Source organism: Clostridium sp. DL-VIII, assembly GCF_000230835.1.
GTDB lineage: Bacteria > Bacillota > Clostridia > Clostridiales > Clostridiaceae > Clostridium.
In genome coordinates this window covers 5,917,992-5,944,388 of sequence record NZ_CM001240.1, presented here as the reverse complement: position 1 = coordinate 5,944,388, position 26,397 = coordinate 5,917,992, and the positions used below count along the sequence as shown (strand labels likewise).

The 26,397-nt window shown below is 29.0% G+C and carries 19 protein-coding genes; all 19 read left to right on the top strand.

The window, feature by feature from the left end; all coding sequences use genetic code 11:
* Positions 1–17 precede the first annotated feature (17 nt).
* The 19 genes from CDLVIII_RS27000 to rplU all read left to right on the top strand — a co-directional run bounded on the left by CDLVIII_RS27000 (position 18) and on the right by rplU (position 26,392).
* A complete protein-coding gene (locus CDLVIII_RS27000) occupies positions 18–1,034 on the top strand; it encodes a rod shape-determining protein (RefSeq protein ID WP_035301949.1) in 1,017 nt (338 codons plus the stop codon).
* A 3-nt stretch (positions 1,035–1,037) separates the two neighbouring features.
* A complete protein-coding gene (mreC, locus tag CDLVIII_RS26995) occupies positions 1,038–1,886 on the top strand; it encodes a rod shape-determining protein MreC (protein WP_009172662.1) in 849 nt (282 codons plus the stop codon).
* A 10-nt stretch (positions 1,887–1,896) separates the two neighbouring features.
* The gene (gene mreD / locus CDLVIII_RS26990; RefSeq protein WP_009172661.1) at positions 1,897–2,388 is read left to right on the top strand and encodes a rod shape-determining protein MreD; all 492 of its coding nucleotides are present in this window, start codon (positions 1,897–1,899) and stop codon (positions 2,386–2,388) included.
* Positions 2,385–5,348: a penicillin-binding transpeptidase domain-containing protein gene (locus CDLVIII_RS26985; protein WP_009172660.1), complete on the top strand. Its 2,964-nt coding sequence runs from the start codon at positions 2,385–2,387 to the stop codon at positions 5,346–5,348. The genes mreD and CDLVIII_RS26985 overlap by 4 nt, the downstream gene beginning before the upstream one ends.
* Positions 5,349–5,637: 289 nt before the next feature.
* Positions 5,638–6,318, top strand: a complete 681-nt coding sequence (gene sfsA / locus CDLVIII_RS26980) for a DNA/RNA nuclease SfsA (protein WP_009172659.1) — start codon at positions 5,638–5,640, stop codon at positions 6,316–6,318.
* 480 nt (positions 6,319–6,798) lie between these two features.
* The gene (gene minC / locus CDLVIII_RS26975; protein ID WP_009172658.1) at positions 6,799–7,464 is read left to right on the top strand and encodes a septum site-determining protein MinC; all 666 of its coding nucleotides are present in this window, start codon (positions 6,799–6,801) and stop codon (positions 7,462–7,464) included.
* 21 nt (positions 7,465–7,485) lie between these two features.
* On the top strand, positions 7,486–8,286 hold the full coding sequence (gene minD, locus CDLVIII_RS26970) for a septum site-determining protein MinD (RefSeq protein ID WP_009172657.1): 801 nt from the start codon (positions 7,486–7,488) through the stop codon (positions 8,284–8,286).
* Between the two features lie 13 nt (positions 8,287–8,299).
* Positions 8,300–8,569: a cell division topological specificity factor MinE gene (minE, locus tag CDLVIII_RS26965; RefSeq protein ID WP_009172656.1), complete on the top strand. Its 270-nt coding sequence runs from the start codon at positions 8,300–8,302 to the stop codon at positions 8,567–8,569.
* A 455-nt stretch (positions 8,570–9,024) separates the two neighbouring features.
* Positions 9,025–10,155, top strand: a complete 1,131-nt coding sequence (rodA, locus tag CDLVIII_RS26960; protein WP_009172655.1) for a rod shape-determining protein RodA — start codon at positions 9,025–9,027, stop codon at positions 10,153–10,155.
* Between the two features lie 235 nt (positions 10,156–10,390).
* Entirely contained in the window at positions 10,391–10,858 is a 468-nt protein-coding gene (locus tag CDLVIII_RS26955) for a hypothetical protein (protein WP_009172654.1), read from the top strand.
* 104 nt (positions 10,859–10,962) lie between these two features.
* Positions 10,963–11,829 carry a M50 family metallopeptidase gene (locus tag CDLVIII_RS26950; protein ID WP_009172653.1) on the top strand — a complete coding sequence of 289 codons (867 nt, stop codon included), beginning with the start codon at positions 10,963–10,965 and terminating at the stop codon, positions 11,827–11,829.
* A gap of 87 nt (positions 11,830–11,916) precedes the next feature.
* Positions 11,917–12,522: a zinc dependent phospholipase C family protein gene (locus CDLVIII_RS26945; protein WP_009172652.1), complete on the top strand. Its 606-nt coding sequence runs from the start codon at positions 11,917–11,919 to the stop codon at positions 12,520–12,522.
* A 298-nt stretch (positions 12,523–12,820) separates the two neighbouring features.
* Complete coding sequence (locus tag CDLVIII_RS26940) at positions 12,821–14,905, top strand: YcdB/YcdC domain-containing protein (protein ID WP_009172651.1); 2,085 nt, start codon at positions 12,821–12,823, stop codon at positions 14,903–14,905.
* A gap of 375 nt (positions 14,906–15,280) precedes the next feature.
* Positions 15,281–16,819, top strand: coding sequence for a hypothetical protein (locus CDLVIII_RS26935; RefSeq protein WP_009172650.1), 1,539 nt, complete (start codon positions 15,281–15,283; stop codon positions 16,817–16,819).
* A 151-nt stretch (positions 16,820–16,970) separates the two neighbouring features.
* Complete coding sequence (locus CDLVIII_RS26930; RefSeq protein WP_009172649.1) at positions 16,971–21,194, top strand: DUF445 family protein; 4,224 nt, start codon at positions 16,971–16,973, stop codon at positions 21,192–21,194.
* A 663-nt stretch (positions 21,195–21,857) separates the two neighbouring features.
* Positions 21,858–23,714, top strand: a complete 1,857-nt coding sequence (locus tag CDLVIII_RS26925) for a TIGR03960 family B12-binding radical SAM protein (RefSeq protein WP_009172648.1) — start codon at positions 21,858–21,860, stop codon at positions 23,712–23,714.
* The gene (locus CDLVIII_RS26920; protein ID WP_009172647.1) at positions 23,698–24,402 is read left to right on the top strand and encodes a TIGR03936 family radical SAM-associated protein; all 705 of its coding nucleotides are present in this window, start codon (positions 23,698–23,700) and stop codon (positions 24,400–24,402) included. Before CDLVIII_RS26925 ends, CDLVIII_RS26920 begins: the two co-directional genes overlap by 17 nt.
* Before the next feature lie 35 nt (positions 24,403–24,437).
* On the top strand, positions 24,438–25,886 hold the full coding sequence (locus CDLVIII_RS26915; protein WP_009172646.1) for an Rne/Rng family ribonuclease: 1,449 nt from the start codon (positions 24,438–24,440) through the stop codon (positions 25,884–25,886).
* Between the two features lie 194 nt (positions 25,887–26,080).
* The gene (rplU, locus tag CDLVIII_RS26910) at positions 26,081–26,392 is read left to right on the top strand and encodes a 50S ribosomal protein L21 (RefSeq protein ID WP_009172645.1); all 312 of its coding nucleotides are present in this window, start codon (positions 26,081–26,083) and stop codon (positions 26,390–26,392) included.
* The last annotated feature ends 5 nt before the right edge of the window (positions 26,393–26,397 follow it).

Genomic DNA, 26,397 nt, shown 5'->3' with positions numbered 1-26,397 from the left:
TGGAAGGGGAAAAACGAATGGGATTTTTTGGATCAGGAAAAGATATGGGGATAGATTTAGGTACAGCAAACACCCTAGTATTTGTAAAAGGTAAAGGAATAGTTTTGAGAGAACCATCTGTTGTTGCAATGAATAACATGACAAAAAAGACATTAGCAGTTGGATCAGAAGCGAAGCTTATGATAGGTAGAACCCCTGGAAATATTGTAGCTATAAGACCATTGAAAGATGGTGTAATAGCAGATTTTGATACAGCTCAAACAATGATGAAGAGTTTAATAGAGAAAGTATCAACTAAGAATGCTTTTAAAAATCCAAGAATAATAGTATGTTATCCATCTGGAGTCACTGAAGTTGAGAAGAGAGCTATTGAAGAAGCAACAAAACTTTCAGGAGCTAGAGATGTTATTTTAATGGAAGAGCCTATGGCAGCAGCAATAGGAGCAGGACTTCCAGTAAGTGAACCTACAGGAAGTATGATAGTTGACATTGGTGGAGGTACTACAGAAGTTGCAATTATTTCTTTAGGTGGTATCGTAACTAGTAAATCACTTAGAATAGCTGGTGATGAATTAGATCAGTCAATAATATCATATATCAAAAAAGAGTTTAACCTAATGGTTGGGGAAAGAACTGCTGAACAAGTTAAGATGGAGATTGGGTCAGCGTATAGAACTTCAGATGAAGAAATGGTTATGGAGATTAAGGGAAGAGACATGATTACAGGTCTTCCTAAGATTGTTGAAATTTCGGAAACTCAAGTTAGAGAAGCATTAAAAGAACCTGTATATGCGATTATAGAATCAATTAAAACTACATTAGAAAAAACACCTCCAGAACTTGCTGCAGATATTATGGAAAAAGGAATAATGCTTGCAGGTGGTGGAGCTTATCTAAGAGGATTAGACACATTAATAAACAAAGAAACGAACATGCCTGTACATATTGCAGAGGCACCTCTTGATTGCGTAGTACTTGGAGCAGGGAAGGCACTAGAAGATTTTGATAAAATTAGTAGAGATCAAAGAGGTTAGTAGATGAAGCTTCTTAGAAATAAACTGGCAGTAACTATTATAGTGCTGTCAGTTAGCTTTTTAGGATTAATAGTATATTCTGCTAAGAGGGAAAATAGGAGTATTATTGAAAGTGGTGCCGGTAGTACTTTAAATCCTGTTCAAAGTATTTTATATAGTGGAACTAATAGAGTTAAAGAAACCTTAGATTTTTTCTTGAATTTCTCTGAAGTAAAGGCTCAAAATAAAGAGCTGACAGATCAGAATGCAGAGCTTGAAAATGAATTGACTTCTTATGCAAATTTAAAAGAAGAAAATGATAGATTAAGGCAAGTCTTAAATTTTGAGCAAGAAAGAAATAATTACAACTATATAGCATGTAATATTAAAGGCTATAGTGGTGGAAATTTCTTAGACGGATATATTGTTGATAAAGGTAAGAAGGATAATGTTCAAAAGGGTATGATTGTCATAGGAGCTGAGGGGCTGGTAGGACAAGTAACAAGTGTAGACGATAGTACTTGCATAATTCAATCGCTGCTTAATGAAAATATCTCCGTAGGTGTCATGGTTCAAAGAACCAATGATGTTACTGGATATATAAAAGGTTTTAAAGATAAGCAAAATGGAAATTTAGCAAAGGTATATGATTTACCAATGGATTCTGATGTTAAAGAAGGAGATGTTATAACTACGTCTGGAGTTGGTATGCTTTATCCAAAGGACATTAGAATTGGAGAAGTAATCAGAGTGGAAGAAGATAGTGTAAAAGTAATGAAAAATGCAGTAGTAAAACCATATGTAGATTTTAATAAATTACAAGAATTATTTATTGTATCTCCAAAAGATACAAAAGAAATTAAATACAATTAGAGGGTTTTAAATGGAAAAATTAATTATAATTTTAGTTTCTATAGGGTTAGTTATATTAGATAATTCATTAGTACCATTTTTTTCGATAAATGGTGCTTATCCAAGTTTATTATTTACATTTGCTATTGCTTATTCATTGGTTCTAGGAAAAGAAAAGGCTGTATTCATAGGAGTTGTAAGTGGAGTGCTTCAAGATATTTTCTTTTTTAATGGATTTGGAGTAAATTCTTTATTAAATTTATTGTTATGTTTTTTTGCAAGTCTAATAGGAGCATCTATAATAAAACATAAGAGATTAATACCTGTGATTTCAATCTTTTTTATTACAATTTTAAAATATATTGGAGTAGCCTTTATATTTTATTTATTAGGTATAAAAATACAGCTTCCAAGAAGTGTTTTTATGGGTATATATAATGGAGTAGTAATGTTTTTTGTATATAAGTTAGTGATAAAATTTTATGATGACGAGTATTCAAAGCAAAGATGGAGGTTTAAATGATAGTAAATAAACCAACAAATAAAAAGAAAAAAAGAACTTCAAGATATACTGTTTTAACTATTATTATGGCATCTATATTTTCAATAATTATTTTTAGGCTGATATATCTTCAGGTGTTTAATTATGAAGAATATAAAGATAAAGCTGATGTAACATCAACAAGATTTATAGCAGATACAGCTCCAAGAGGAAAAATATATGATGACAAAGGTAACACTTTAGCCACTAATATACAAACATATACTCTTACATATACAAAGACAGATGATGTAGAAAAGCAGTTTTATACAACAATGAAAGAGCTTTTCAAGATATTAGACGAAAATGGAGAGAAGATTCAAGATACATTATCATTAAAGATTGATGATAATAATAATATATATTTTGATTATAAAACGAGTGATAAAGAATCACAAAATGCGGAAGAATTGAGATTTAAAAAAGATAGAGGTCTAAATGATATATTAAAAAATAAGGATAAAGATCTAAAAGATGTTGAAGAATTATCTGATGAACAAAGTGCCGAGCTAGATAAAAAGCTTTTACAGCTCACACCAGAAGATTCCTTTTATGCTTTAGTAAGAGAGTATGGATTAATTGGACTTGTCGATCCAGATTATGCATCATCAAAGGATAAGAAAAAGATATATGATAATATGACCGATAAGGAATTGACTGATGAGATTATAAAACAGGGATATTCTTTAAATGACATTAGAAAATTTATGGTTATAAAAGATTTAATAAAGATGCAAAGTTTTAAAGGATATAAATCAGTAACCATTGCAGGAAATATCAAAAAAGACACAGCATTAATAGTCATGCAGAAGAATTATGATTTACCTGGAATAAATGTAAGTTCGGCGCCAATAAGATCATATCCATATAATAATTTGGCATCTTCGGTTTTAGGCTATGTGTCTTCAATTAATGATACACAAAAATCAACCTATGAACTTAAGGGGTATGATGTTTCATCAGATTTAGTTGGAAAATCTGGAATAGAATCTGCTTTTGAGGATCAATTAAAAGGTGTTAAAGGTGGGACTACAGTTAAAGTTAACTCCCAAGGTTCTGTTACTCAAAAGTTATTTGAACTTCAATCATATCCAGGAGATGATGTACATCTTACGATAGACAGAGATATTCAATATGCAGCTGAGCAAGCTTTAGCTGATAAAATTGCTGATATGCAGGCTAATGGCAGGGATGATAAAGGAAATAGACTTGCAAATGCAACTAGAGGAGCATTGGTTGCAGTCGAAGTTAAAACAGGAAGGGTATTAGCTTTGACAAGTTATCCTAATTTTAATCCTAATTTATTCACAGTTCCTGGACAATTAACACCTGAACAGTATCAGGACTATTTTAATCCTGATCTGGAAAAGTTTGGGCAGGAATTTATTAAAAGAATGGGACTTAATAAAACTGTTGATGATTTATTTCCAGTAAGAAATGGAGCTAGAACAGATCCGTATGATTTATATCCAAAACCAACGTATAATTATGCGACTCAGGCATTAATTCCACCTGGTTCAACATTTAAGCCTCTTACAGCGGTAGCAGGTTTGGAATCTGGAGTAATAACTCCTGATACAATGATAGATGATACAGGTGTATTTAATATTCATCCAGAGATTTTTGGTAAGGCTTTTAAACCAGGAGGATTAGACGCTCCCCAGGGAAATATAAATTTAACAAAAGCTATAGAAGAATCTATTAACTTTTATTTTTATGAAACTGCGACTAGAATGTATATACAGGCAGGAGGTAAGGCTAATAATGTTGAAGCACTAAATTCCCTTGCTAAATATGCTTGGCAGTTTGGAATGGGAGTTGATCCAAATGGTAATTCAAAGAAATCAACAGGAATAGAAATAGGAGACAGCTTCGGTGAGACTTATAATTTTACTGACAATAAAAAGTTAGTTTTATCAATGTCTACAGATAATATAATTGCTTTTTTAAGTAGCGGTCAATATAATGGAGTATCCTTTATTCCAATTGATATAAAGGATTCTGATAATGATAGTGATGTACTTAAAGCAGCTAAGCAGGCAATTAAAAGTAAAGTTAAAGATGCTATAGATAAGGATTCTGATAATCCGCAAGCAGTAGGCCACGATGCCTTCGCAAAGGATATTAAAAAAGATGTCCTAGATTTTATGAATAATTCAGATGAATATAAAGCAAGTATATCTGGAAGAAATGTAAATATTGATTCTCAGGCTGGAATAATTGCAGAAGAATTAGCTCAGTTTGCAACTAATGATACACCAGGACAAGTAAGATCACCAGGTTCGCTTGTTTCAGCATCAATAGGTCAGGGGATGAATAACTTTACTCCATTGCAACTAGTATCATACATATCAACTCTTGCAAATGGAGGAACAAGATATAAGATTCATTTAGTAGATAAAGTTACAGATGGTGATGGAAATGTGGTTCAAGAGTTTAAACCGGAAGTTTTAAATACAGTTCAAATGTCAAAAACTACCCAACAAGCTATCAAAAACGGTATGACAGCTGTTAATAATGAAGAAGGCGGTACAGGTAGTGCTACATTTGCTGGATATCCAATTAAAACAGCTGGTAAAACTGGTACAGCCGATTTTGCTGATGATCAATTAGAAAAGGGTAGAGAACCTTTTGCAACTTATGTAAGTTTTGCTCCAGCAGACGATCCACAGATAGCTGTGGCAGCAGTCGTATTTGATGGAGGTCATGGTAGTAATATTGCATCAGTAGTAAAAGCAGTTTATGATTCTTATTTTAGGGATCAATTGCAAAATGATACACAGTATACTTCATCATCGGATACGTGGAAAAAATATGTTTTAGGCAATCCGTATAATCAAAATGCGGATGCTTCACAAACAGCAGCAAATAATACTAGCAATAATAGTAACAATGGTAACACTGCTGCAACTCAAGATAAAGTTGTAGTTAAAAAGGATTAAGGTACAATTAAAAAAATAAATTATATATTTTTTAATTAAGTTAATTTTCTCTATTAGGGTATACAATAATAAATGTTGTATAATAAAACCTAATAGAGATTTTTTTGCTTAAGGCACAATTAGAAGATAATAAATCCATTTGTTAACCCATTTTCTGCTATGCTGTGGAGGTAAATTCGCTTAATAGACATAATATGAGGGCGATTTCTCTCATTACTTGATGAAAAATATTCATGGCAGCTTTGGATTTGTTATTTATGCCTATGTACCTTAATTAATGGAGGACAATATGAAATATAATAATATATTAGAAGGTAAATTTATATCAAGGCCCAATAGATTTATAGCACATATAGAAGTTAATAATAAGATAGAAATTTGTCATGTTAAAAATACAGGAAGATGTAAAGAATTATTAACTCCGAGTGCTAAAGTATTTGTTCAGGAAAGTAATAATCCTAAAAGAAAGACTAAATTTTCTCTTATAGGAGTTATAAAAGAAAATAAAATGATCAATATGGATTCGCAAGTACCTAATAAGGTCGCTTTGGAATGGCTTTCAAAAGGAAACTTATTTGAAGAAATTACTCTAATAAGGCCAGAAACTAAATATAAAAATTCGAGATTTGATTTTTATGTTGAAACAAAGAATAAAAAAGCATTCATAGAAGTAAAAGGTGTAACCTTGGAGGAAGATGGGGTTGTGAGATTTCCAGATGCACCTACTGAAAGAGGTGTTAAACATGTTAATGAACTTTGTGAATGTATACAAGATGGATATGATGCTTATATAATATTTGTAATACAAATGAAGGACGTTTTATATTTTGAACCAAATGTGAAAATGCATAAAGAATTTGCTGAAGCATTAAAAAAAGCGAAAGAATGTGGTGTTAATATATTAGCAGTTGATTGTGAAGTTACAGAAGATAGTATTAATATAAGCGATTATGTTAAGGTTGTATTATAAGGTATAATCAAAAAATAATAGACCAAAAGTTTCATGCTTCTGGACTATTATTCTTTTGATTATGCCTAAGGCACATGAAAGAAAATAACAAGTCCAAAATGCCATGCATATTTTTCATCAGGCAAGGAGGCGGATTGTGATCATAGCCGAGCCTATTAGTACGATCTGCCGACGCAGGATGATGGAAAATAGGCTAGCAGATGGACTTATTATTTTTTTGATTGTGCCTAAATAATTCTGAATAATGAACGATAATTTGAAAGAGAGATATTTATAAAATATACATTAGACAAAGTTGCAGACTTATATCCTTTAATTTGCCAGTAATTATGATTTTTTTATAAATTATTACAAAATTTAATGAAAAATCATTGAAAGAAATGTATGAAAATAGCTTGCATAATGTTATAATTTTATGTAGGTAGCCATTTTCAAAAGAATTTAACTATTTTAACCTGCAAAACTTATTGGAGGTCATTAATGTATAATAATGATGGTATTTTAATAAAAGGTAATAAAGATGGAATAAATACAACCATTAATATGGAGAAATTTTCTTGTTTTGACGATATGCTTTTAGTATTAGTAAAAAAGCTTTCTAAGGGAAAACACTTTTATAAAAACACAACATTAATTTTGAGAATAGCTTTGGAAGCTATTAACAAAAAGGAATTGGAAACTCTTAAAGAAACTTTGCTAACCAAAATAGAATTGAAGGATATCGTATTAGAAAATATAGAAAAAGAGTCTGAAATGGAACAAGTAAATAAAAAAGAAAGCAGAGTATTTTCAGGTGTATACGAAGGAAGGTCTAAATTTATACGAAAAACCGTTAGAGGTGGAGAGTGTATAAATTATCAAGGAAATATAGTTATAATTGGTGACATAAATAGTGGAGCAGAAGTTTATGCAACAGGCAATGTAATTGTTTTAGGCAGGATAAGAGGTAAAGTAAGTGCAGGAGCTAATGGAAATACAAAAGCAGTAATTGCTGCATTTTCATTGCAGCCAGAGATATTAAAAATTGCAAATGTTATAGCAATGTCTCCAGATGATTCTGAAAAACCAAAATATCCGGAATTGGCAAGGATTAAGGATGGGTTAATAATAGTTGAACCGTATTTACCAAATAAATATATATATTAGAATGTCGGAGGGATTTTTTTTATGGGAGTATCTATAGTGGTAACATCAGGTAAAGGTGGTGTTGGTAAAACTACAACTACAGCTAATATAGGAACTGCGTTAGCATCACTAGGTAAAAAAGTAGTTGTTATTGATGGTGATACAGGGCTTAGAAATTTAGATGTATTACTGGGTTTAGAAAATAGAATAGTATATACAATAATTGATGTAATAGAAGGAAGATGTAGATTAAAGCAAGGCCTTATAAAAGATAAAAGATTTCAAAATTTATGTCTTTTACCAACAGCTCAGACAAAAGATAAGGATGATATAAGTCCGCAGGAAATGCTTAAAATAGTAAATGAGCTAAAGGAAGAATTTGATTATGTACTAATAGATTCACCAGCAGGTATTGAGCAGGGATTTGAAAATGCAGTAATTGGTGCGGAAAAGGCGATTATAGTTGTAAATCCTGAAATAACATCCGTTAGGGATGCAGATAGAGTTATTGGTAAGCTCGATGCGAAGGGATTAGATGATCACTCAGTAATTATAAATAGATTAAATTATGAAATGACAAAGAATGGCGATATGCTTGATGTATCTGATATAATAGAAACTCTTTCAATAGAGTTATTAGGGGTAGTACCAGATGATAAGAATATAACTATTTCAACTAATAAAGGTGAACCAATTGTATTAGATGAAAATGCATTTGCGGGACAAGCATTTAAAAATATTGCAAGAAGGATTATGGGAGAAGAAGTTCCGCTTATGAATTTACATATTGAAGAACATCAGGGCTTTTTAGGCTCCTTAAAGAAGCTATTTAAGCGCAATTAGGGGAGGATTAAAGATGGGTTTTTTTAAGAATTTAAACAATAAACCAACACCTAAAGAGGTTGCAAAAGATAGATTAAAGTTAATTCTTATACATGATAGAGGAGAAATTGCTCCAGAGATTATAGATAAAATAAGAGAAGAAATTTTGGAAGTAATCTCTAAGTATATTGATATACAAGTAGATGATGTTGAAATATCAGTAAATAAGAGCGGTGATGAAGAAGGTGAAAATACTTCTGCATTGATAGCAAGCATTCCTATCAAAAATGTAAGGGGAAGATAAGGAACAATCAAAATATAAGAGGCATTTATTTTAAGAAAGTTAAAGAATTAAGTCTTTCTAAAAATGCATCTTATATTTTTTTATAATTATTGAAGTAATAGAGATTTAAAAGAGTATAAAACTTAAAAAATTAACTAATAATATTATTCCTATGAAACTAATAAATATAATAATTTATTTTGCTATAAACATTAAAAAATAATAAATAAATTCTTAAAATTATTACAAAATTATTATGATTCATTTAGTATGTACAATTATTATGGAGAATGTAGTGATAATAATGTATAATTAAGATGAATTAAGTTACATAAAAATAAATATTATTAAAACAGAGTTTTAAGGATATTTATTATAATTTTGATTTTTTATTGTTAAGGGTTAGAGGTTCATAAGGCCTGATGGGCTTTAGAGTTAATCATTAACTGAAATAAATAGAATTAGGAGGTGAAAGATTGTTTCGACAGTTAAAATTAGATGGAAGGTTAATCAAGGAAATTGATAAGACTATATTGATTTCTTTAATACTTATAGTTTTATATGGTATATTTAATATATACTTATGTACAAGAGGCGGTCAGTATCAAAATTCTGCCAGGCAGCAGCTGTACTGGTTTGGGCTATCACTTATCGGATTATATATAATTATAGCAATAGATTATACAATAATATTTAATTATGTTCCAATATTTTATTGGGCAACGGTTGTACTTCTAATATTAACTATGGTTCCTGGAATAGGAATTGTTGTAAATGGTGCAAGAGGATGGATTAATCTTAGAGTTGCTCATATACAGCCATCAGAGTTTGCAAAACAAGCTATTATACTCATGTTAGCTAAAAAGTTAGATGACATGGATGGAAAGATAAATGATGTTAAGAACTTTTTCACACTAGCATTCTATGCTATAGTACCAGTAATATTTATTTTAAATCAGCCAGATATGGGAATGAGCATGGTATGCTTTTTTATAGTTTTAGGAATATTTTATACAATGGGCTTTGATACAAGAATTATTGGTGGAGGATTAATGTCTCTAGTACTTGCAATAATACTGGTTTGGAATTCAGGATTTATACAACCATATCAAAAAATGAGATTTACAGCGTTTCTAAATCCAGAAGCTGATGATGCAAGTACGTATCACTTAAGTCAGTCTTTAATAGCTATAGGTTCAGGAGGGATACGTGGAATTAATCCATCTTTAGGTGAAAGTGAAGTTACAACTTATGCTGCTCAAAATGTTCCAGAAGTTCAAACAGATTTTATATTTGCTGCAATTGCAGATCAATGGGGTTTTCTTGGAGCTGCTTTATTATTATTGCTTTATGGGTTACTCATATATAAGATGATAGCGATAGCACGAACTTCAAAAGATATTTTTGGATCGGTCATATGTACGGGGATAGTTTCATATTTTCTATTTGCTATATTGCAGAATATAGGGATGACAATAGGACTATTACCAATAACAGGTATAACCTTACCACTTGTAAGTTATGGAGGAAGTTCTTTGCTTACAACCGTAATTACAGTTGGATTAGTGATAAATGTAGGGATGAGAAGGAAAAAGATTTACTTTTAAATCTTAATTAAAATTAAAAATAAGATTAATAATTCATTTACAAGACTATAAGATTTGGAAAGAATCTTATGGGTAAGTATTAAATTATTAATCTTATTTTTTTATAAGTTTCATAGCCTAAAATTAAGGCACAATCAAATAAATATAAATTACAAATGCAAAGAGAAAAGTTATTTTCATAATTTTATTGTGCACAAAATATAATTAAATAATAATAAATTTAAAGGAGTGTTCTATGAGTAGTTATAGGTCAGCTTATGAAAATTATTATAAGAATATAAATAATGCTACAAAACAAAAAAGAGATAAAGGTAAATATTCAATCTGGACTGGGAAGAAAGACAGATCTATAAGACCAATATATGGCGGTAGTACAAATATTACAGGAACAAATTTTATAATAAAACGGATAATTAGTGAACTAACAGGAGCCACAATCTTATTATTATTTTTTGTTGCATTAAAGTATATTCCATCAGCTCAAATTGAGGAGATGCACATAAAATCCAAACAGGCTTTAAGCTATAATTTTAATTATGATCAATGCATAGATGCATTCAATACAATTCAAATGGGAAATGTAAGAGGAAAAGATCTTAAGATGGGCAATTTTACTACTGAAGACTTAAAAATAGAAAATTTAAAAGCAAGAGCATCAAGTTTTATTGAGTACTTAAAGAATAGTCAGGATATGCAAAATTGAATTATAGGATTAGGAATCTATTATCTTTTTCCATACGCTTAATTATAACTGCCTGCGTGCATATCTTAAATCGTTTTTATATAGCAATATTATAGGGGTTGAAAATGAAAAAATGGTATATAGTATTGATTTTAGAATTATCAATATTAATGTGGCTTGGAGATTTTAAGAGTTATATTATTCTTAGTTTTCTATGGGTAATATTGCATGAATTTGCACACATAGTAGTTGCAAATAAATTTGGATGTAAATTTAATAATATTAATATTAGTATATTAGGTGCCAAAGCTGATTTGAATGATATTGATGAGTTAAATGAACGAAAAAAATTAGTATTATATTTAGCGGGGCCCTTTTTTAATCTTTTTATGGCTGTTATTGCAGGCTTTTTTTATGAGTATTTTAAATATGAATTTATTAGAAATAGCATGATTATAAATCTATCTTTAGGTGCATTTAATTTATTACCGGCATATCCTTTAGACGGTGCAAGAGTGACTGAAATATTATTATCAAGAAAATTTTTATATAAAAAAGCAAAAAAAATTACTGAAACATTTAGTTTTATTATTTCAGGAATAATGTTTGTAATATTTAGTATAATAATTTTATTACATAAAGTAAACATAAGTTTATTTCTTGCAGTTATATTAATCACATATGCAACATTTGTTGAGAGAGAAAAAACTATGTATATAATAATGGGGGATATGTTTAAGAAGATAAGAAGATTAAAAAAATATAACTATATAGAAAATAAATCTATTTCTGTCCATTATAAAAAGGGTTTAGTTAATGTATTAACTCTAGTTGATAAAAATAAGTTCAATACATTTTATGTTCTAAATGATGATATGGAGTTAATGGGAATAATACATGAGGATGAACTTATAAGGGCATTAAAAGATCATGGAAATATAACCCTTGAAGAATATATGAAAATAAGAAAAGATGGTACTAAAGATAATTAGATTTGATTTAACAAAAAATAACATAAAGATAATAGCTATTTAACCTATCTTTTTTATAATTATATAAAAAGGGTGTGAGTTAGTAATATGGATACATTACTTCACGGCAAAATAGGATATATCTTGGGTAAGGAATTAATTAATAATGGGTATTTAGGTATTACTATTAAGTCTTTTATTTATGGAAATATGCTGCCTGATTTTAGCCCTAAATACAGAATGACTAAACATGAAAAAAGTGAAGACTTTGATATTGTCTTAAAAATGATTGATGAGCTAGCATATGATAAGATAAAGGTTAATGAAAATATTTCAATAAAATTAGGAATGCTGAGTCATTATTTATGTGATTTCTTTACATTTCCTCATAATGAGGCATTTAGAAAAAATATTATTTGCCATGAACTTTATGAGCAGGCACAGAGAATTTTATGGTGGGGAAAGCTATCTGAAGTTTGGAATGAATGCAGCAGGGAGATACAAATTAAACTGGAATCCAAGAGAGATATTATAAATTATATTGAAGACATGCATAGCATTTATAATAGGAATCCTGGTGATAAAAAAAGAGATATTATTTTTAGTAATATTTTAATAAGGGTTGTTTGCCCATCCATACTAAAAATCAGAGAGAGCCAAAGAGCTTTGAACTCTAATAAAATAGTTAATAAACTTCAAGTTAATATAATATAGCATTTACAAAAAGATAGAGTTAATAGTTGTAGATATCGCAATTATTAACTCTATCTTTTTATGCTTTAGGGTCAAGAAAGCACCTGCAAAGCTGATTATCTTGATTTAAATAAATATAACAAATAATTATAAGAAAATTTGTCTAAGAAAATCTTTTATAAAAAGTAATAATTAATGCAACATTTTCCTTTAGTAAATAGTATTAATAGTGAAGGAAAAATATATATGAGTTTTTAAAGCAATGCTGATATATATAATGTAAAATATAAATAAAGAAATATGAAGGTGGGTGTAATTTATGAAAAGGAAAGGAATTTTAAGCGGAATATTAACAATCTGCTTAATGCTATCAAGTATTTCTATTCCAGTTTTCGGAGCAGAAGAGGATAGTAAAGGTCTTGAGCAAGCAATCGTTACAGCTAAAAATATTATAACGGTTCCAGATGATTATTCTGAGTTTACACATAATTTAAGCGAACAAGATACGGTTAATGGAAAAGTTAGAGTTTGGATGCTTAATTGGTCAGAAAAAGAAGGCAAAAATGGATATATATCTGCATCTGTTGGTGAAGACGGCTTTTTATATAACTATAATAAATCAGTTAGTGATGAAAATTCTAATGGACTTGCAAAGGTTACAAAGGATGAAGCTAAAATAGAAGCAGAAAAGTTTTTAGATAAAGTAATTCCTTCATCTTCGGAGCAAATGAAAGCAATTAATAACAATTATACTGATTATTCAGGGGATGAATATAATTTCACTTATCAAGAATTTATAAATGAGGTTCCAGTAAATTTCGTTACTGTAAATATTGGTGTAAATAAATATAGTGGCGAAGTTACATCTTTCAATGGGGAAAATCCAGAGATTAAAGGAATGGAATATCCAAGTTTAGATGGTGTTCTTAGTCAGGATGAAGCAGAGAAAGCTTATATGGACAAATTAGGAGTTAGCTTAAAATATTATTCTTATTATGATGATAAGCAAAAGAAAATGGATATATTTGCAGGATATTCTATAGATAGTAATGAAAATAAGGCCATTGATGCAAAAACCGGACAAGTTATAGTACCATTTAAAGATAGTCCAATATATGCTGATAAGGCAGAGGGAGTAACAGCAGATGTTTCTCAAAATAGCCTGTTTAGAGGTCAACAGGCATTGACACAAGAAGAAATTGATGCAATTAATAATGTATCAAATCTCATTACTAAGGAAAAAGCAGAAAGTGTTCTTAGGGAAGCGTCTGATATGATAACAGCTGATATGAAAGTTACGGATTCATCGTTAAATAAAAATTATATTAACGATGGTTACACCTGGAGAATCTCCTTTGACAATGCCTATGGTGAAGTAGATGCTAAATCTGGGGAAGTAATTTCTCTACATCTTTATAATAATAATAATACAGCTAATCAAACTATATCAGAGACATATGGAAAAAATATAGCAGAGAACTTTTTGCAAAAAATTGCTCCTAATAAGTATGCACAAACTAAATATGAAGATAGCAAAGACCCTATTATTTTGAAAATAAGAACTATCCAGCCAGAGGGAGATATTTTCTCTTTTAAATATGTACGTCAGGTAAATGGCATAGAATTTGAAGATAATTCATTACGAGTTGATGTTAATAAAACTAATGGTAAGGTTGTAGGATATGATAATAATTGGGATGATAATTTGTCATTCCCAGATGTCAGTCAAGCAATAAGCAAAGAAGCTGCATTCAATAAAATGAAAGACTTAGCTGGTTTTGGCTTAGAATATACCAAGGTAGATAAAGACAAGATAGGGCTTGTATATAATTTTAATAATAATGATAATTACATTGTTGATCCTATAAGCGGAATAAGATTAGATTTTACTGGACAAGCATATAAAGAAAATAAGTTACCAGAATACACAGACATAAAGGGACAATGGTGCGAAAAACCTGTAGAAGCTCTTTTAGATAATGGATATTATATTGATGGAGACAAATTTAATGCTAATATGGGTATTACCCAAATTAATTTCTTCAAATATATGTATTCACCTGTAAAAGATAATTATAATAGCGATGATGAATTTTATGATATGCTTATAAAAAATGGAGTAATTAAAAAGGAAGAAAAAGCTCCTAATTCTCTTGTTTCAAATCAAGAGGCAGCGAAATTCGTTATAAGATATTTAGGATACGATAATGTAGCTATTCATCCTGAAATATTTAATAATCCATTTAAAGATAATATAGATGAAAAATACAAAGGATATGCGGCAATGAGTTATGCTCTTAATATAATTAAGGGTACAAATGGTAACTTTAACGGAACTCATGATATAAATAATGGTGAAGCAGCTGTTATTATATATAACTTAATAAATGCAGGGAAAAAGTAAAAATAAATTCAGAAAAAATAAGGTATGAAATAAAAAGAGGATTTTCTATTTTCAAATTATATTGATTTGAGGAGTTAGTCCTCTTTTTTTATTTAGCTATCACTTATGAAGAATATCTGTTGCAACTTTGGACTTGTTATTTATCTTTTTACATTCCTAATTAATGGAAATTAATTTGGAATTTGAATTTTGTGTTGTTATTATAAGATAGCAGTGAATAAGATTATAATAAGACACATGAAAATAAACAACAGGTCCAAGATTGTCTTCAATATTTTTCATCAGGCAAGAAGAGAAGGTAAATTGACTTGCTATTCATTTGATTGTGCCTAAGCTAAAAGTATATTAAAAAAATAATAGTTGGGGTAATTATTTATGAGAGATGAAGTATTAAGTTTTTTATCACAAAAAAATAATCTTTACCTAGGAAGTGATAAAGAAATAGAAATAAAAGAGGCTGGACTATTTCTGGAAGATGATTTGGATTTGTATTCTATAGAAGAAATAGGATTTGAGAAAAAAGCATCTAGAAAGGAAGCTATAGAAAATATTTTAAGCTCAATAAAAATAGGTGGTATAAATTTTATATATTTAATAATAGGTCATACTGATGCTGTTCGCTTTTATTTTGGAATAGCAAGAGATTTGTATTATGATAGAGAAATGGAGTTAGAATTAGAGGAAATAGGGGATTCCATATTGAAGCCAAGTATAGAGAAAAGCCTAATTGACAGTAAAGTTTCAAAATTGGTATCAGATGAAAAGCAGAAGTTATTTGAAGCTATTAATAGAATGGAATATTTTAGCGCGCTAGAAGGAGTTCCAGGATTAAATGAAGAAGCAGATAAGTATATGGATAAATTAGTTAACATTATGAATGGCGATGAATATGGCATTTTGACAATTTCAACTCCTTTAGATATTAAGGATATATGGAATGTTGAAGATAACTTAATGAATTTATATACATCGTTCTCGTCTCTTGCTATAAGTGATGTGCAAGAATCTGTATCTAAGTCATCTACTACTAGTATTGCAACTTCGGCAGGAGAGTCATTTACAAATGTAGTCAGTAATTCATTATATCTTGAGAGTTCTCGAAGTGAACAAAAGGGAAGCGATACATCTGCCAATGTATCAGAAACAAATGATAGATCAGAAACAATTCAAAGGAACAATGAAAATAATTCGGCAAATAGAAGTATTGCTACATCAAATAGTAATCAAGAAGGTACAACTATAGGAGAGAGCTTTAATAAAAGTACTACAAGAACTGTTACAATAAATCCTGGAGTTTCTACAGGAAACACAACAGATTCATCCGTAACAGAGGTACGAGATACAACAGATGGAACCTCAACAAGCACAAATATTGTAACTACAAATAAAGAAGTTCAAGAGTGGATGACATATATAGATGAAATTCTTTTTCCACGATTAGATTATGGAAAGGGAAAAGGAATGTTTAATACCTCAATGCTTTTGTTTACTGATAAGAAAGCTACATTAATTAAATTAGAGAATCTAAGTAAGTTGCTTTTAGGAGGAAAGACTGGAAATAAGATACCAATAAGAGCTTTTGATTTAAATAAAGATAATGCTAAAATAGATATATATAAGAAATTTCAATTACCTCATGGTAATTTTCCAGAAGGAAAAGGTATAAATAATCCATTGGCTAGAAGTGCAATTTCACAATATTTAGATGATCAAGGAACCTTGATATTCGGAAATCTGATTTCCACCAAGGAGCTTAGTTCAATTATTACATTTCCACAAAATGAAGTTAAAGGATTAAACTTTATTAAACCACGTCAATTTGTTATTAATATACCTGATAATATTAAAGAGGAAGAAATTAATTATTTAAAAAAAATATTAGAGAGATTATTGGGACAAGTCGATGCAAATTAAAGATAACTTGAACATAGTTTAAAAAAGTGCGAAATGTCAGTGGATGTAGAAATATAATTAAAAAGTTATTATAATATAAAGCAAAGACAGTATTTTGAGTATCAATAATGAACTAATATACAATTATAAAAAACATTAGGAGAAAAGAATTATGTTAAAGTTTGTTTTACTAATATTATTACAAGGTATTTCGGGAGGAATATCAGGATATATAACAAATAAATATGCCGTAAATATGCTTTTTAAGGAATATACACCTTTAAAGCTAGGCGGAGTAGTAAAAAAGAAAAGAGAAAAATTTATAGAAGAAATTAGTGAGTTGCTTGAAAGAGATATAATAAATTCTAAAACTTTAAAAGCTGAAATTTCGAATAAGAATTTGGATGTTTACATTAATCAGATTTCTGAATTCTTTTTGGAAAAAGGATTAAATGATAATATTGGAGATATGAAAGTACAGGAAGTTTTTGATTTTTCTAATAGTGATGCTTTAAGTGAAGGATTTATAAGAAAAAATTTACATGAAGTTTTGCCAGAATTTTTGGGTAACATTTTTACTAAAATGAATTTAGAGGATTTATTAAATGAAGAACAAATTTCTCAAATAGTAACTTCAACCTATGATTTATTAGTAAATGAAGTTGAGAAAAGCAGTACACTTAAAGAGCTTATCTCTGATTTATATGAAGAAAATTCTAACAAGAAGCTTTCGGAAATTTTTTCAGAAGAGTTACAAGAAAAATTGATCAATAATGTATCTAAAAACATTATAGAGATAGTTAATGAGAATATTTTAAAAGATGAACAATCCTGTCAAATATTCTTTGATAAAATACTTGAAGCTATAAACGTAAATTCAACTGTTATAAAATTGCAAGAAAGGATTAATGATTATACACTTAACAAATTTATTTCAGATTCTGAAGAAAAAGAGATTACTCTTAATCTATATAATAAAATGAATAATCTCATTAATTCTCCTAAAGGCAGAGAATTAATATTAAATTTTATAAATGAGCTTTATTTGATTGGAAAAGATATTGATTTTACAATTTATGAACTTCTTCCAGCTGAAATGGAAACCTCTTTGACAGGATTCATAAAAACAGTTATTCCTAAAATTATGCCATACATATCAGAATGGATTTTAAATAATAAGGAATCTTTTGATGAAATGATCGAAGAAGCCATTGATGAAGCTATTGACGGCATGGACGAAAATATTAAAAAACTTGTGATTTCAAAAGTTAGAAGTGCACTTATGGGAGATATTTCATCTGAAAATGATATTGTGAATAAAATCATTAATTATTTTAATAATAGTTTAGATGAGGATTCTTATAATAAATTAACCAATACAATAATAAATTATTTAAAAAATAAAAAGATAAAAGATATTGTGAAGTTACTTGAGAAGCAGGATTTTATAAGTTGTGAAAAAGCAGTAGACTTTATTATTAAGCAGTGTAACCTGCATGGGAAAAATATTATAGGAGCTATAGTTAAATCACAGCTATCAAAGAGTATAGATAAATTTATTGAACTTGATTTAGTAAATCTATTTAATAATAAACTAAAACCAACATTGTATAGAAGTATTTTTAGAAATAAAGATAAATTAAATGCGAAAGTTAATACTGCAATTAGTGATTTTATAAATATAAAAGGTAATGAATTATTTAATAAGAATTTGTTACAATTACTTCCAGAAAATAAAGTTTCTAAGTTGTCTAATAAATTCGTAAGTCTAGCTGGTAATGTATTAAATAGAGATAGCGTTATATATAAGGAAAAGCTAAAGAACTTTATAGTTTCAAAAGTAAAAAATATAAATTTAGTTTCAACATTAGAAAAGTATGAAGTGGATATTTCAGACTTTATTGTGGATAATTTCATGGTAAGCTATAAAGAAATTGTGGATAAAAATAAGAAACGTGAAGTCAGAGAAGTAATCAATACATATTTTAATAAAGAGAATTTATCAGATATTCTAATAAATGAAGGATATCCAACATTAATTTCTAAGCTTCCAAATTTATTGGATGGTAATATTAAAAAATTTGCAAAAGATAATTTAAATAAATATGATGAAGATGAGATTTGCGACATAGTTCAGGAGTTTATGGGAAATCAGCTTAAGCCTCTTTCTGTTTTTGGTGGTATTCTTGGAACAGTGGTAGGAATAGCATATCAGCTTATTTTTCCTGACTCTATTGGGTGGTATGGGTTCCCAGGAAGCCTGATTAATTTAATAATGTCACTTGCAATTATGGCGGGTATTGGTTACATAACAAATGTAATAGCATTGTGGATGATTTTTCATCCATATAAAGAAAATAAAATTGTTTCAAAAATACCGTTTTTTAAGAAATTTGCTTTAGGGTATATTCCAGCCCATAAAAACCAGTTTGCAGTTGGAATGGCTAAATTAATTGATGAAGAATTGTTAAATAAAGAGGAAATTAATAAAAGTTTTAATAAGCATAAAGATATTACTACATCAGCGTTAATGGCCTTAATAACGAATAATAATTATCAGGTTTTAGTTAACTTTGTTAGAAATAAGAAACGAGATATAGGACGATATATTTATAAAGGGATTTTGAAATATTGTGATAATAAACCAAGTTTATCTAAAAAAATAGCAGATAAAATAAAAGAAACTAAGTTTGATAAATTTATTAAAAAGAATCATGTTTTAAGTATTATGCCAAAGTTAATAGATAGCCTTAATGAAGCTGAAAATTACTTGGTTGATTTGGCACAGAAAAAACTTTCTTCAGATAATCATGTTAATGATATTTTACCAAGAGAAATATTTGAAACAAAACAATATGCTGAAATTCAAATTGAAAAGATTCTCAAAGAAAAAATTAATAGTGCCAAGGAAACAGATTTAATAAATACAATTATTAGCGCCTATAGAAATGACTATGATTTACAAATAAAAAAATCATGTGAAGATATCTTGGGAAAGGCTTCTATTAATAAAGTTAATGGGAACTTTGAAATTAAGCTTTACTCATATATTACTAACGATTTAAAAATAGATGCAGGCAATAAAATAAGACAGTTCTTAAATGATGGGTTAGATGAGAATAATGATATTGGATCAATGTTTATTGGAAAAGTTAAAGAAGTTATTGATGTAAACCTAGAGATATTAGCTGATAAAATTACGGATAGAGCTATTTTATATTTACAAAGCAATAAAGAGCAGCTTGCCTTTACCGTACAGGAGACAATTAAAGATAATCTTAATTTCTTTGAGAAGATAGCTTATGGAGCTTTTGGTGGAGATGACATAGCATATAAGGTTGTAGAAATCATATTGTATAAGAAACTGCCAATATTTATAAAAAGCGAAGGCGATAATATCATTAATATCTGTAGGATGGTATTAGATAAAAATATTTATCCAATGAAAGTAAGCGAATTAAAGATTGAGGCTGATAAAATCAATACAGTAATGCTAATTGATAATATATTTGAAAAGTTTAATAAAGAAGCTGCTTTAAGAGAAAATATTAATAAGTTTAGTACTTTTGTTTTAGAACATGTCTTTTCAACTCCGCTTATAGAATATCTTAAATTATGTAACTTACATAGCTTAGATTTAGTTTATGAAAAATTTTATAATGAATTTAATATAATAAAAGGAGATGTTTATAGTAGCTTAAGTAAAAATGCAGAGGCTGTATCTAAAATAACAGGAGAGTTTTTAGAAGAAAAATTAATAGAGCCATTTTTCAATATATCGAGTTTACAAGCTTTTGATGGAATTACAGATGAAAATGTCAAAGAAGTTGTACATAAGGTCTTAAATTTAATTAGTTCTAGCGAAGTGTCTAAGAAACATTTAGCTGTGTTTGTAGAAGAGCTTTATGACAGCACAATATCAAAGATTCAGATAAAACAAATTGTTGATTTTGATATTTTAGATAGAGATATTGAGAAAGTTGTTAAGACTATTTTTGAAGATGAAGAATTTAATAAAACTAATATTAACTTAATAGAAAAAGTAGTACAAAATGCAATTGATGATAATTTAGATTTTGTTACAGATGATTCGAAAAATTACATAATAGGCCAAATAATACAAATAGGATTAAGTTCTGCTAGTGAATATATTGTTCCTATATTACAGGAAATAAACTTAAAGAATATAAGTAATAAACAAATTGAAGCACTTGATCCTAAAGAAATTGATATGTTATTTAACTCATTTGCAGGAGACTTTTTTAGTAAGTTACGTCTTTATGGAATATTTGGTTTTGTATTTGGTATTAATGTAGGTTTATCAATTATTCTATTAGGACTTGATCTTAGATATAGTAATGTATCTTCAAAAAAAGAATTAACACATTATAAATAAATAAATTGAAAATTAAAGTTATTACCTGTGATTTTTAGATTATTTATACACAATTATGAGTTATGAATTAAAGATGAAATCTCTTAAAAGGGATTTCTGAAACATATATTATTGAAAAGCCTGTGGCTTTTCTTCCTAAATTCATAACTCATAACTTATAAAAAATATAAGATCTAAGTTATAAACCTAGTTTATATGTCGCATATGTAGAGTTCACTAGGAATAAGGTTGTTTTCAATAAGAAGTAATTGTGTTAGAATAGGGATAGCAAATAAGAAGTATAGCAATAATAGTTTATACTTCTTTTATTTATGCATATATAGTAAACACTAAAATTAAAAATATTAGTGCTAAAAATGAATTTTATAGGTATCTTTACTTATACTGAAGTTATAAATTTACTGAAATTAGGTGCATATCTTTACACGGGAATCAAATACATTTTTGTGGAGACGGCATTTGAAAATGAACTGAAAAGTTTCTTAATTAGAGTTTGTTCAATTTATTGCTTGTCCTGAGCTTGCCTCAGGAACATGCAGGAATTGGCACAAACTCTGATTTAGAAACTTCCAGCGATATTTTCACAGTCCGGGGGAACAAAAATGTATTTGATTTCGGCAGGATATCACCTAAAGACGTGCGTTTTAAGGAGGAAATATATTAATGAATAAAATTTCGGATGATATCTTATTTAAGGTTGAAAAACCAAGTAGATATACTGGTGGAGAATTAAATCAAGTAGTTAAGAATCCAGCAGAAGTGAATATAAGATTTGCATTTTGTTTCCCAGATGTTTATGAAGTTGGAATGTCCCATTTAGGAAGTAGAATTCTTTATCATACTATAAATCAAAGAAGTGATACATATTGTGAAAGGACATTTGCACCATGGCCTGATATGGAAGAGCAAATGAGAAAAAATAATATTCCTTTATTTACTCTGGAAACTAAGGATTCTTTAAAAGAATTTGATATTTTAGGTTTTACTCTTCAATATGAAATGAGTTATACAAATATATTAAATATGTTAGATTTATCTGGAATAACTGTAAGAGCATCTGAAAGAGGAGAGGATGAACCTATAGTTATGGCAGGAGGTCCTTGTGCATATAATCCAGAACCTTTATATGATATAGTAGATTTCTTTGAAATTGGTGAAGGCGAAGAGATGATGAATGATGTCTTAGATGTTTACAATAAGTATAAAGATAAATGGAATAAGAAAGAATTCTTAAGGGAAATATCTAAGATTCAAGGAATATATGTGCCTTCATTATATGAGGTTATATATAATGAAGATAATACAATAAAAGAATTTAAACCAAAATATGATGATGTGCCAAAGAAGATTACAAAGCGAATTATAAATAATTATACTAAGGTTGATTTCCCGACAGATATAATTGTTCCATATACAGAAATTGTCCATGATAGAATAGTTTTAGAAGTATTTAGAGGATGTACTAATGGCTGTAGATTCTGTCAGGCAGGTATGATTTATAGACCTGTCAGGGAAAAGACAAAAGAAGATTTAAAAGAATTAGCAAGAAAATTAGTTAAAAGCACTGGCTATGAAGAAATTTCTCTATCATCCTTAAGTACCTGTGATTATTCTGATATAAGAGGTCTAATAACAGATTTAGTTCATGAACATGAAGAGGATAGAGTGGGTATAGCGCTCCCATCAATAAGAGTAGATGCATTTTCAGTTGATTTACTTAAAGATATTCAAAAGGTAAGAAAGACTGGACTTACTTTTGCACCTGAAGCAGGCTCTCAAAGAATGAGAGACATAATAAATAAGGGACTTACTGAAGAGAAAATATTAGATGCAGCAACAAGTGCGTTTGAAGCAGGCTGGAAGACTTTAAAACTTTATTTTATGGTTGGGCTTCCATATGAGGAATTAGAAGACTGCATGGGAATTGGAGAGTTAGCGGAAAAAATAGTATATAGATACAAGCAAGTACCTAATAAGATAAATAATAACAAAGGTCTTAGACTTACGGTAAGTACTTCAATACTTATACCAAAGCCATTTACACCATTCCAATGGGCTCCAATGGCTAAATTTGAAGATGTTACTGAAAAAATTAAGGCTGTTAAATCTTCAATTAAATCCAAATGCATAGTTTATAATTACCATGAACAAAAAACATCAGTTATGGAATCTGTCTTTGCAAGAGGAGATAGAAGATTATGTGATGTATTAATAAAAGCTTTTGAAAAAGGTGCTAAGTTTGATGGATGGGATCAATACTTTAATTTCAATATATGGATGGAAGCTATGAAAGAATGCAGTTTAACCCCAGATTTCTATGCGTATAGAGAAAGAAGCTATGATGAAGTATTGCCTTGGGATTTTATTGATATTGGAGTAAATAGAAAGTACTTAGAGATAGAAAATGAAAAGGCTAAGAAAGCAGAATTAACACAAAACTGCAGAGTCGGATGTACTGGATGTGGTGTTAATGTGAACTTTAAAGATGGGGAGTGTTTTGAAGGTGCGATACTTAACTAAATTTACTAAAGAAGAAAATATAAAATTTATATCTCATTTAGATGTTCTTAAAACTATTCAAAAAAATATTAGAAGAGCGGGACTTCCTGTAGAATTTTCACAAGGATTTAACCCACATATGAACACTTCAATAGCTCAGCCTTTATCGGTTGGAGTATATTCAAGTGGAGAATATATGGATATGGTGCTCACAACTGAGGTAGATGAAAAAGAAATTGTGGATAAATTAAATGAAACTGCTCCAAGTGGAATAAAGTATATAAGTGCTACAGCAATTCCTTACAAAGAAGGAGAAAAGAAAGTGCCACAAGCTATGGCATTAATTGATGCAGCTAGATATACAATAAAGATTAAGTATTCTGATGTGTCTAAACTTGAAGAAGAAATTAATAAGCTTTTAGAAGCAAAGGAATGGAATGCTATAAAGAAAAGTAAAAAAGGTGAAAGAGAAGTTAACATAAGAACTTTTGTAAAAGAGTTTAGCTTTTGGATTAAAGATGAATATTTAGTACTCAATGTGGTAATAAGTACAGGAAGCAGAGAACATTTAAGTGCAGATTTACTTGTTCAATATATTCAGGAAAAAACATCAAATGCCATTTTAGATTCTTTTGTTAATGTAAAGCGCGAAGAAATGTATTTTTATAAAAACGATAAACTTATTCCACTTAGTAAAGTTAGGAGTTAAGAATTATAAGTACTGAAGAAGTGGGTGTTATAAGAATGAAAGAGATTTTTATTGAGAGAAGAGAAAAAGTTTTAAGGATAGCTGTTAAATCAAATAATGAATTGATAGAAAGCATTGTAGAAGAAAATAACAATAAGCCTGTAATAGGAGAAATTTATAAAGGAAGAATTAAAAATATTCTTCCAGCTATAAATTCAATATTTATTGATTTAGGTTTAGATAAAGAAGGATACATGTATTACAGCGAGGAGCTAAAAGAAAAAGGTATAAAAAAAGGACAGGAGATATTGGTAGAAGTAATAAAAGAGCCTATTAATGATAAAGGGGCTAAGTTATCTTCTAAAGTTTCAATTCCTGGGAAATATGTTGTCTTAAACTGTTATGAAACCGGAATAGAATTTTCTAAAAGAATAGAAGATGAAGAAAAGAAGAAAGAAATTAGAGGCAATATAAGCTCTTTAGAAGATGCAGGCATTACTATAAGGACAGAAGGTGCAAATGTAACCTTAGAAGTTCTTAAAAATGAAATAAATAAACTTTACGAAGAATTTAAAGATATAGATAAAAAAATGAAGCACTCAATAGGAGAAAAAAAGCTTTATGGTGAAGATTTAAGCTTATTTAAGCTTCTAATGAATTTTAATGAAGAAGAAATAATAAAAATTTATGTGAATGATGATATGGATCTTGAAAAAATACTTCATTTTATAAAAGGGAAGGAAAATTTTAAGGTTGAAAAGTATGATGGGTATAGAAGTCTTTTTGATTTTTATAATTTAGAAAAAGAATTATTAAAATTAAGACATAATAAAGTCAATTTGCCTTGTGGAGGATATATTGTCATAGATAAAACTGAAGCAATGTACGTTATTGATGTTAACAGTGGAAAGAATGTAAAAGAAAAAAGTTTTAACAAGACAATTCTAGAGACTAACTTAGAGGCTGCAAAAGAAATAGGAAAACAGATAAGGCTTAGGAATTTAAGTGGAATAATAGTAATAGATTTTATTGATATGAGAGATAAAGGTCAAAAGGAAATTGTGATGGATTCCATTAAGGAAAGTTTAAGATCAGATAAAGGTAATGTAAAGATATTCCCATTTACTCAACTGGATCTTGTTCAAATTGCAAGAAAGAGACAAGGAAAGAGTGTATATGAGTACATGGAAGAAACCTGCGACTTGTGTAAAGGAAGAGGAATGATTTTAAAACTATCCTATATTGAAGGTCTTATTAAAAATGAAATAATAAGAATGAAGGAAGAAAACTCGATAAACAGCTTCCATATACAATTAGATAATATTTATAAAGACAGAATTAAAGAAAATCTATTTGACTTCGTGAAAGAAATAGATGGTCTGGATAAAGAAATATATTTGACTTATGTTGATAATATAGAAGGATATAAAATTGAACCGTTGATATTTCAAGGGCAAAAAGATAATTTAAAGGACTACTTGATTCAGTTAACAGTTCACAATTAACAGTTTACAGTTGAGGAAGAAAATCTTATGGCCTTTAAAAAGAATTTTTGCGTAAGTAGAAATTAAAAAAAACTTTACAACATGAGAAATTTGTGGTAGACTGAAATTCGTAAACCGCGCACGTAAGGTTTTATAGAAAACAAAGTTAAATCTTTGTACCAAAAGTGGCGAGACCGTTATGAGGAGGTGTTTTAATGTACGCAGTATTAGCAACAGGTGGAAAGCAATACAGAGTTCAAGAAGGAGACGTAATATACGTTGAAAAACTTAGCGCTGATGTTGACTCAACAGTTGAATTAAACGAAGTTTTAGCTGTAGGAACTGATGCAGGTATCAAAGTTGGTACTCCAGTAGTTGAAGGAGCTAAAGTTGTAGCTAAGGTTGCAGCACAAGGTAAGGCAAAGAAGGTTATAGTTTTCAAATATAAGTCTAAAAAAGACTATAGAAGAAAGAACGGACACAGACAACCTTACACTAAGTTAGTAATCGAAAAGATCGAAGCATAATAAAA

Coding starts and splice junctions, on each gene's coding strand:
- CDLVIII_RS27000 (WP_035301949.1), top strand. CDS start 18: ATGGGATTTTTTGGATCAGGAAAAGATATGGGGATAGATTTAGGTACA.
- mreC (WP_009172662.1), top strand. CDS start 1,038: ATGAAGCTTCTTAGAAATAAACTGGCAGTAACTATTATAGTGCTGTCA.
- mreD (WP_009172661.1), top strand. CDS start 1,897: ATGGAAAAATTAATTATAATTTTAGTTTCTATAGGGTTAGTTATATTA.
- CDLVIII_RS26985 (WP_009172660.1), top strand. CDS start 2,385: ATGATAGTAAATAAACCAACAAATAAAAAGAAAAAAAGAACTTCAAGA.
- sfsA (WP_009172659.1), top strand. CDS start 5,638: ATGAAATATAATAATATATTAGAAGGTAAATTTATATCAAGGCCCAAT.
- minC (WP_009172658.1), top strand. CDS start 6,799: ATGTATAATAATGATGGTATTTTAATAAAAGGTAATAAAGATGGAATA.
- minD (WP_009172657.1), top strand. CDS start 7,486: ATGGGAGTATCTATAGTGGTAACATCAGGTAAAGGTGGTGTTGGTAAA.
- minE (WP_009172656.1), top strand. CDS start 8,300: ATGGGTTTTTTTAAGAATTTAAACAATAAACCAACACCTAAAGAGGTT.
- CDLVIII_RS26955 (WP_009172654.1), top strand. CDS start 10,391: ATGAGTAGTTATAGGTCAGCTTATGAAAATTATTATAAGAATATAAAT.
- CDLVIII_RS26950 (WP_009172653.1), top strand. CDS start 10,963: ATGAAAAAATGGTATATAGTATTGATTTTAGAATTATCAATATTAATG.
- CDLVIII_RS26945 (WP_009172652.1), top strand. CDS start 11,917: ATGGATACATTACTTCACGGCAAAATAGGATATATCTTGGGTAAGGAA.
- CDLVIII_RS26940 (WP_009172651.1), top strand. CDS start 12,821: ATGAAAAGGAAAGGAATTTTAAGCGGAATATTAACAATCTGCTTAATG.
- CDLVIII_RS26935 (WP_009172650.1), top strand. CDS start 15,281: ATGAGAGATGAAGTATTAAGTTTTTTATCACAAAAAAATAATCTTTAC.
- CDLVIII_RS26930 (WP_009172649.1), top strand. CDS start 16,971: ATGTTAAAGTTTGTTTTACTAATATTATTACAAGGTATTTCGGGAGGA.
- CDLVIII_RS26925 (WP_009172648.1), top strand. CDS start 21,858: ATGAATAAAATTTCGGATGATATCTTATTTAAGGTTGAAAAACCAAGT.
- CDLVIII_RS26915 (WP_009172646.1), top strand. CDS start 24,438: ATGAAAGAGATTTTTATTGAGAGAAGAGAAAAAGTTTTAAGGATAGCT.
- rplU (WP_009172645.1), top strand. CDS start 26,081: ATGTACGCAGTATTAGCAACAGGTGGAAAGCAATACAGAGTTCAAGAA.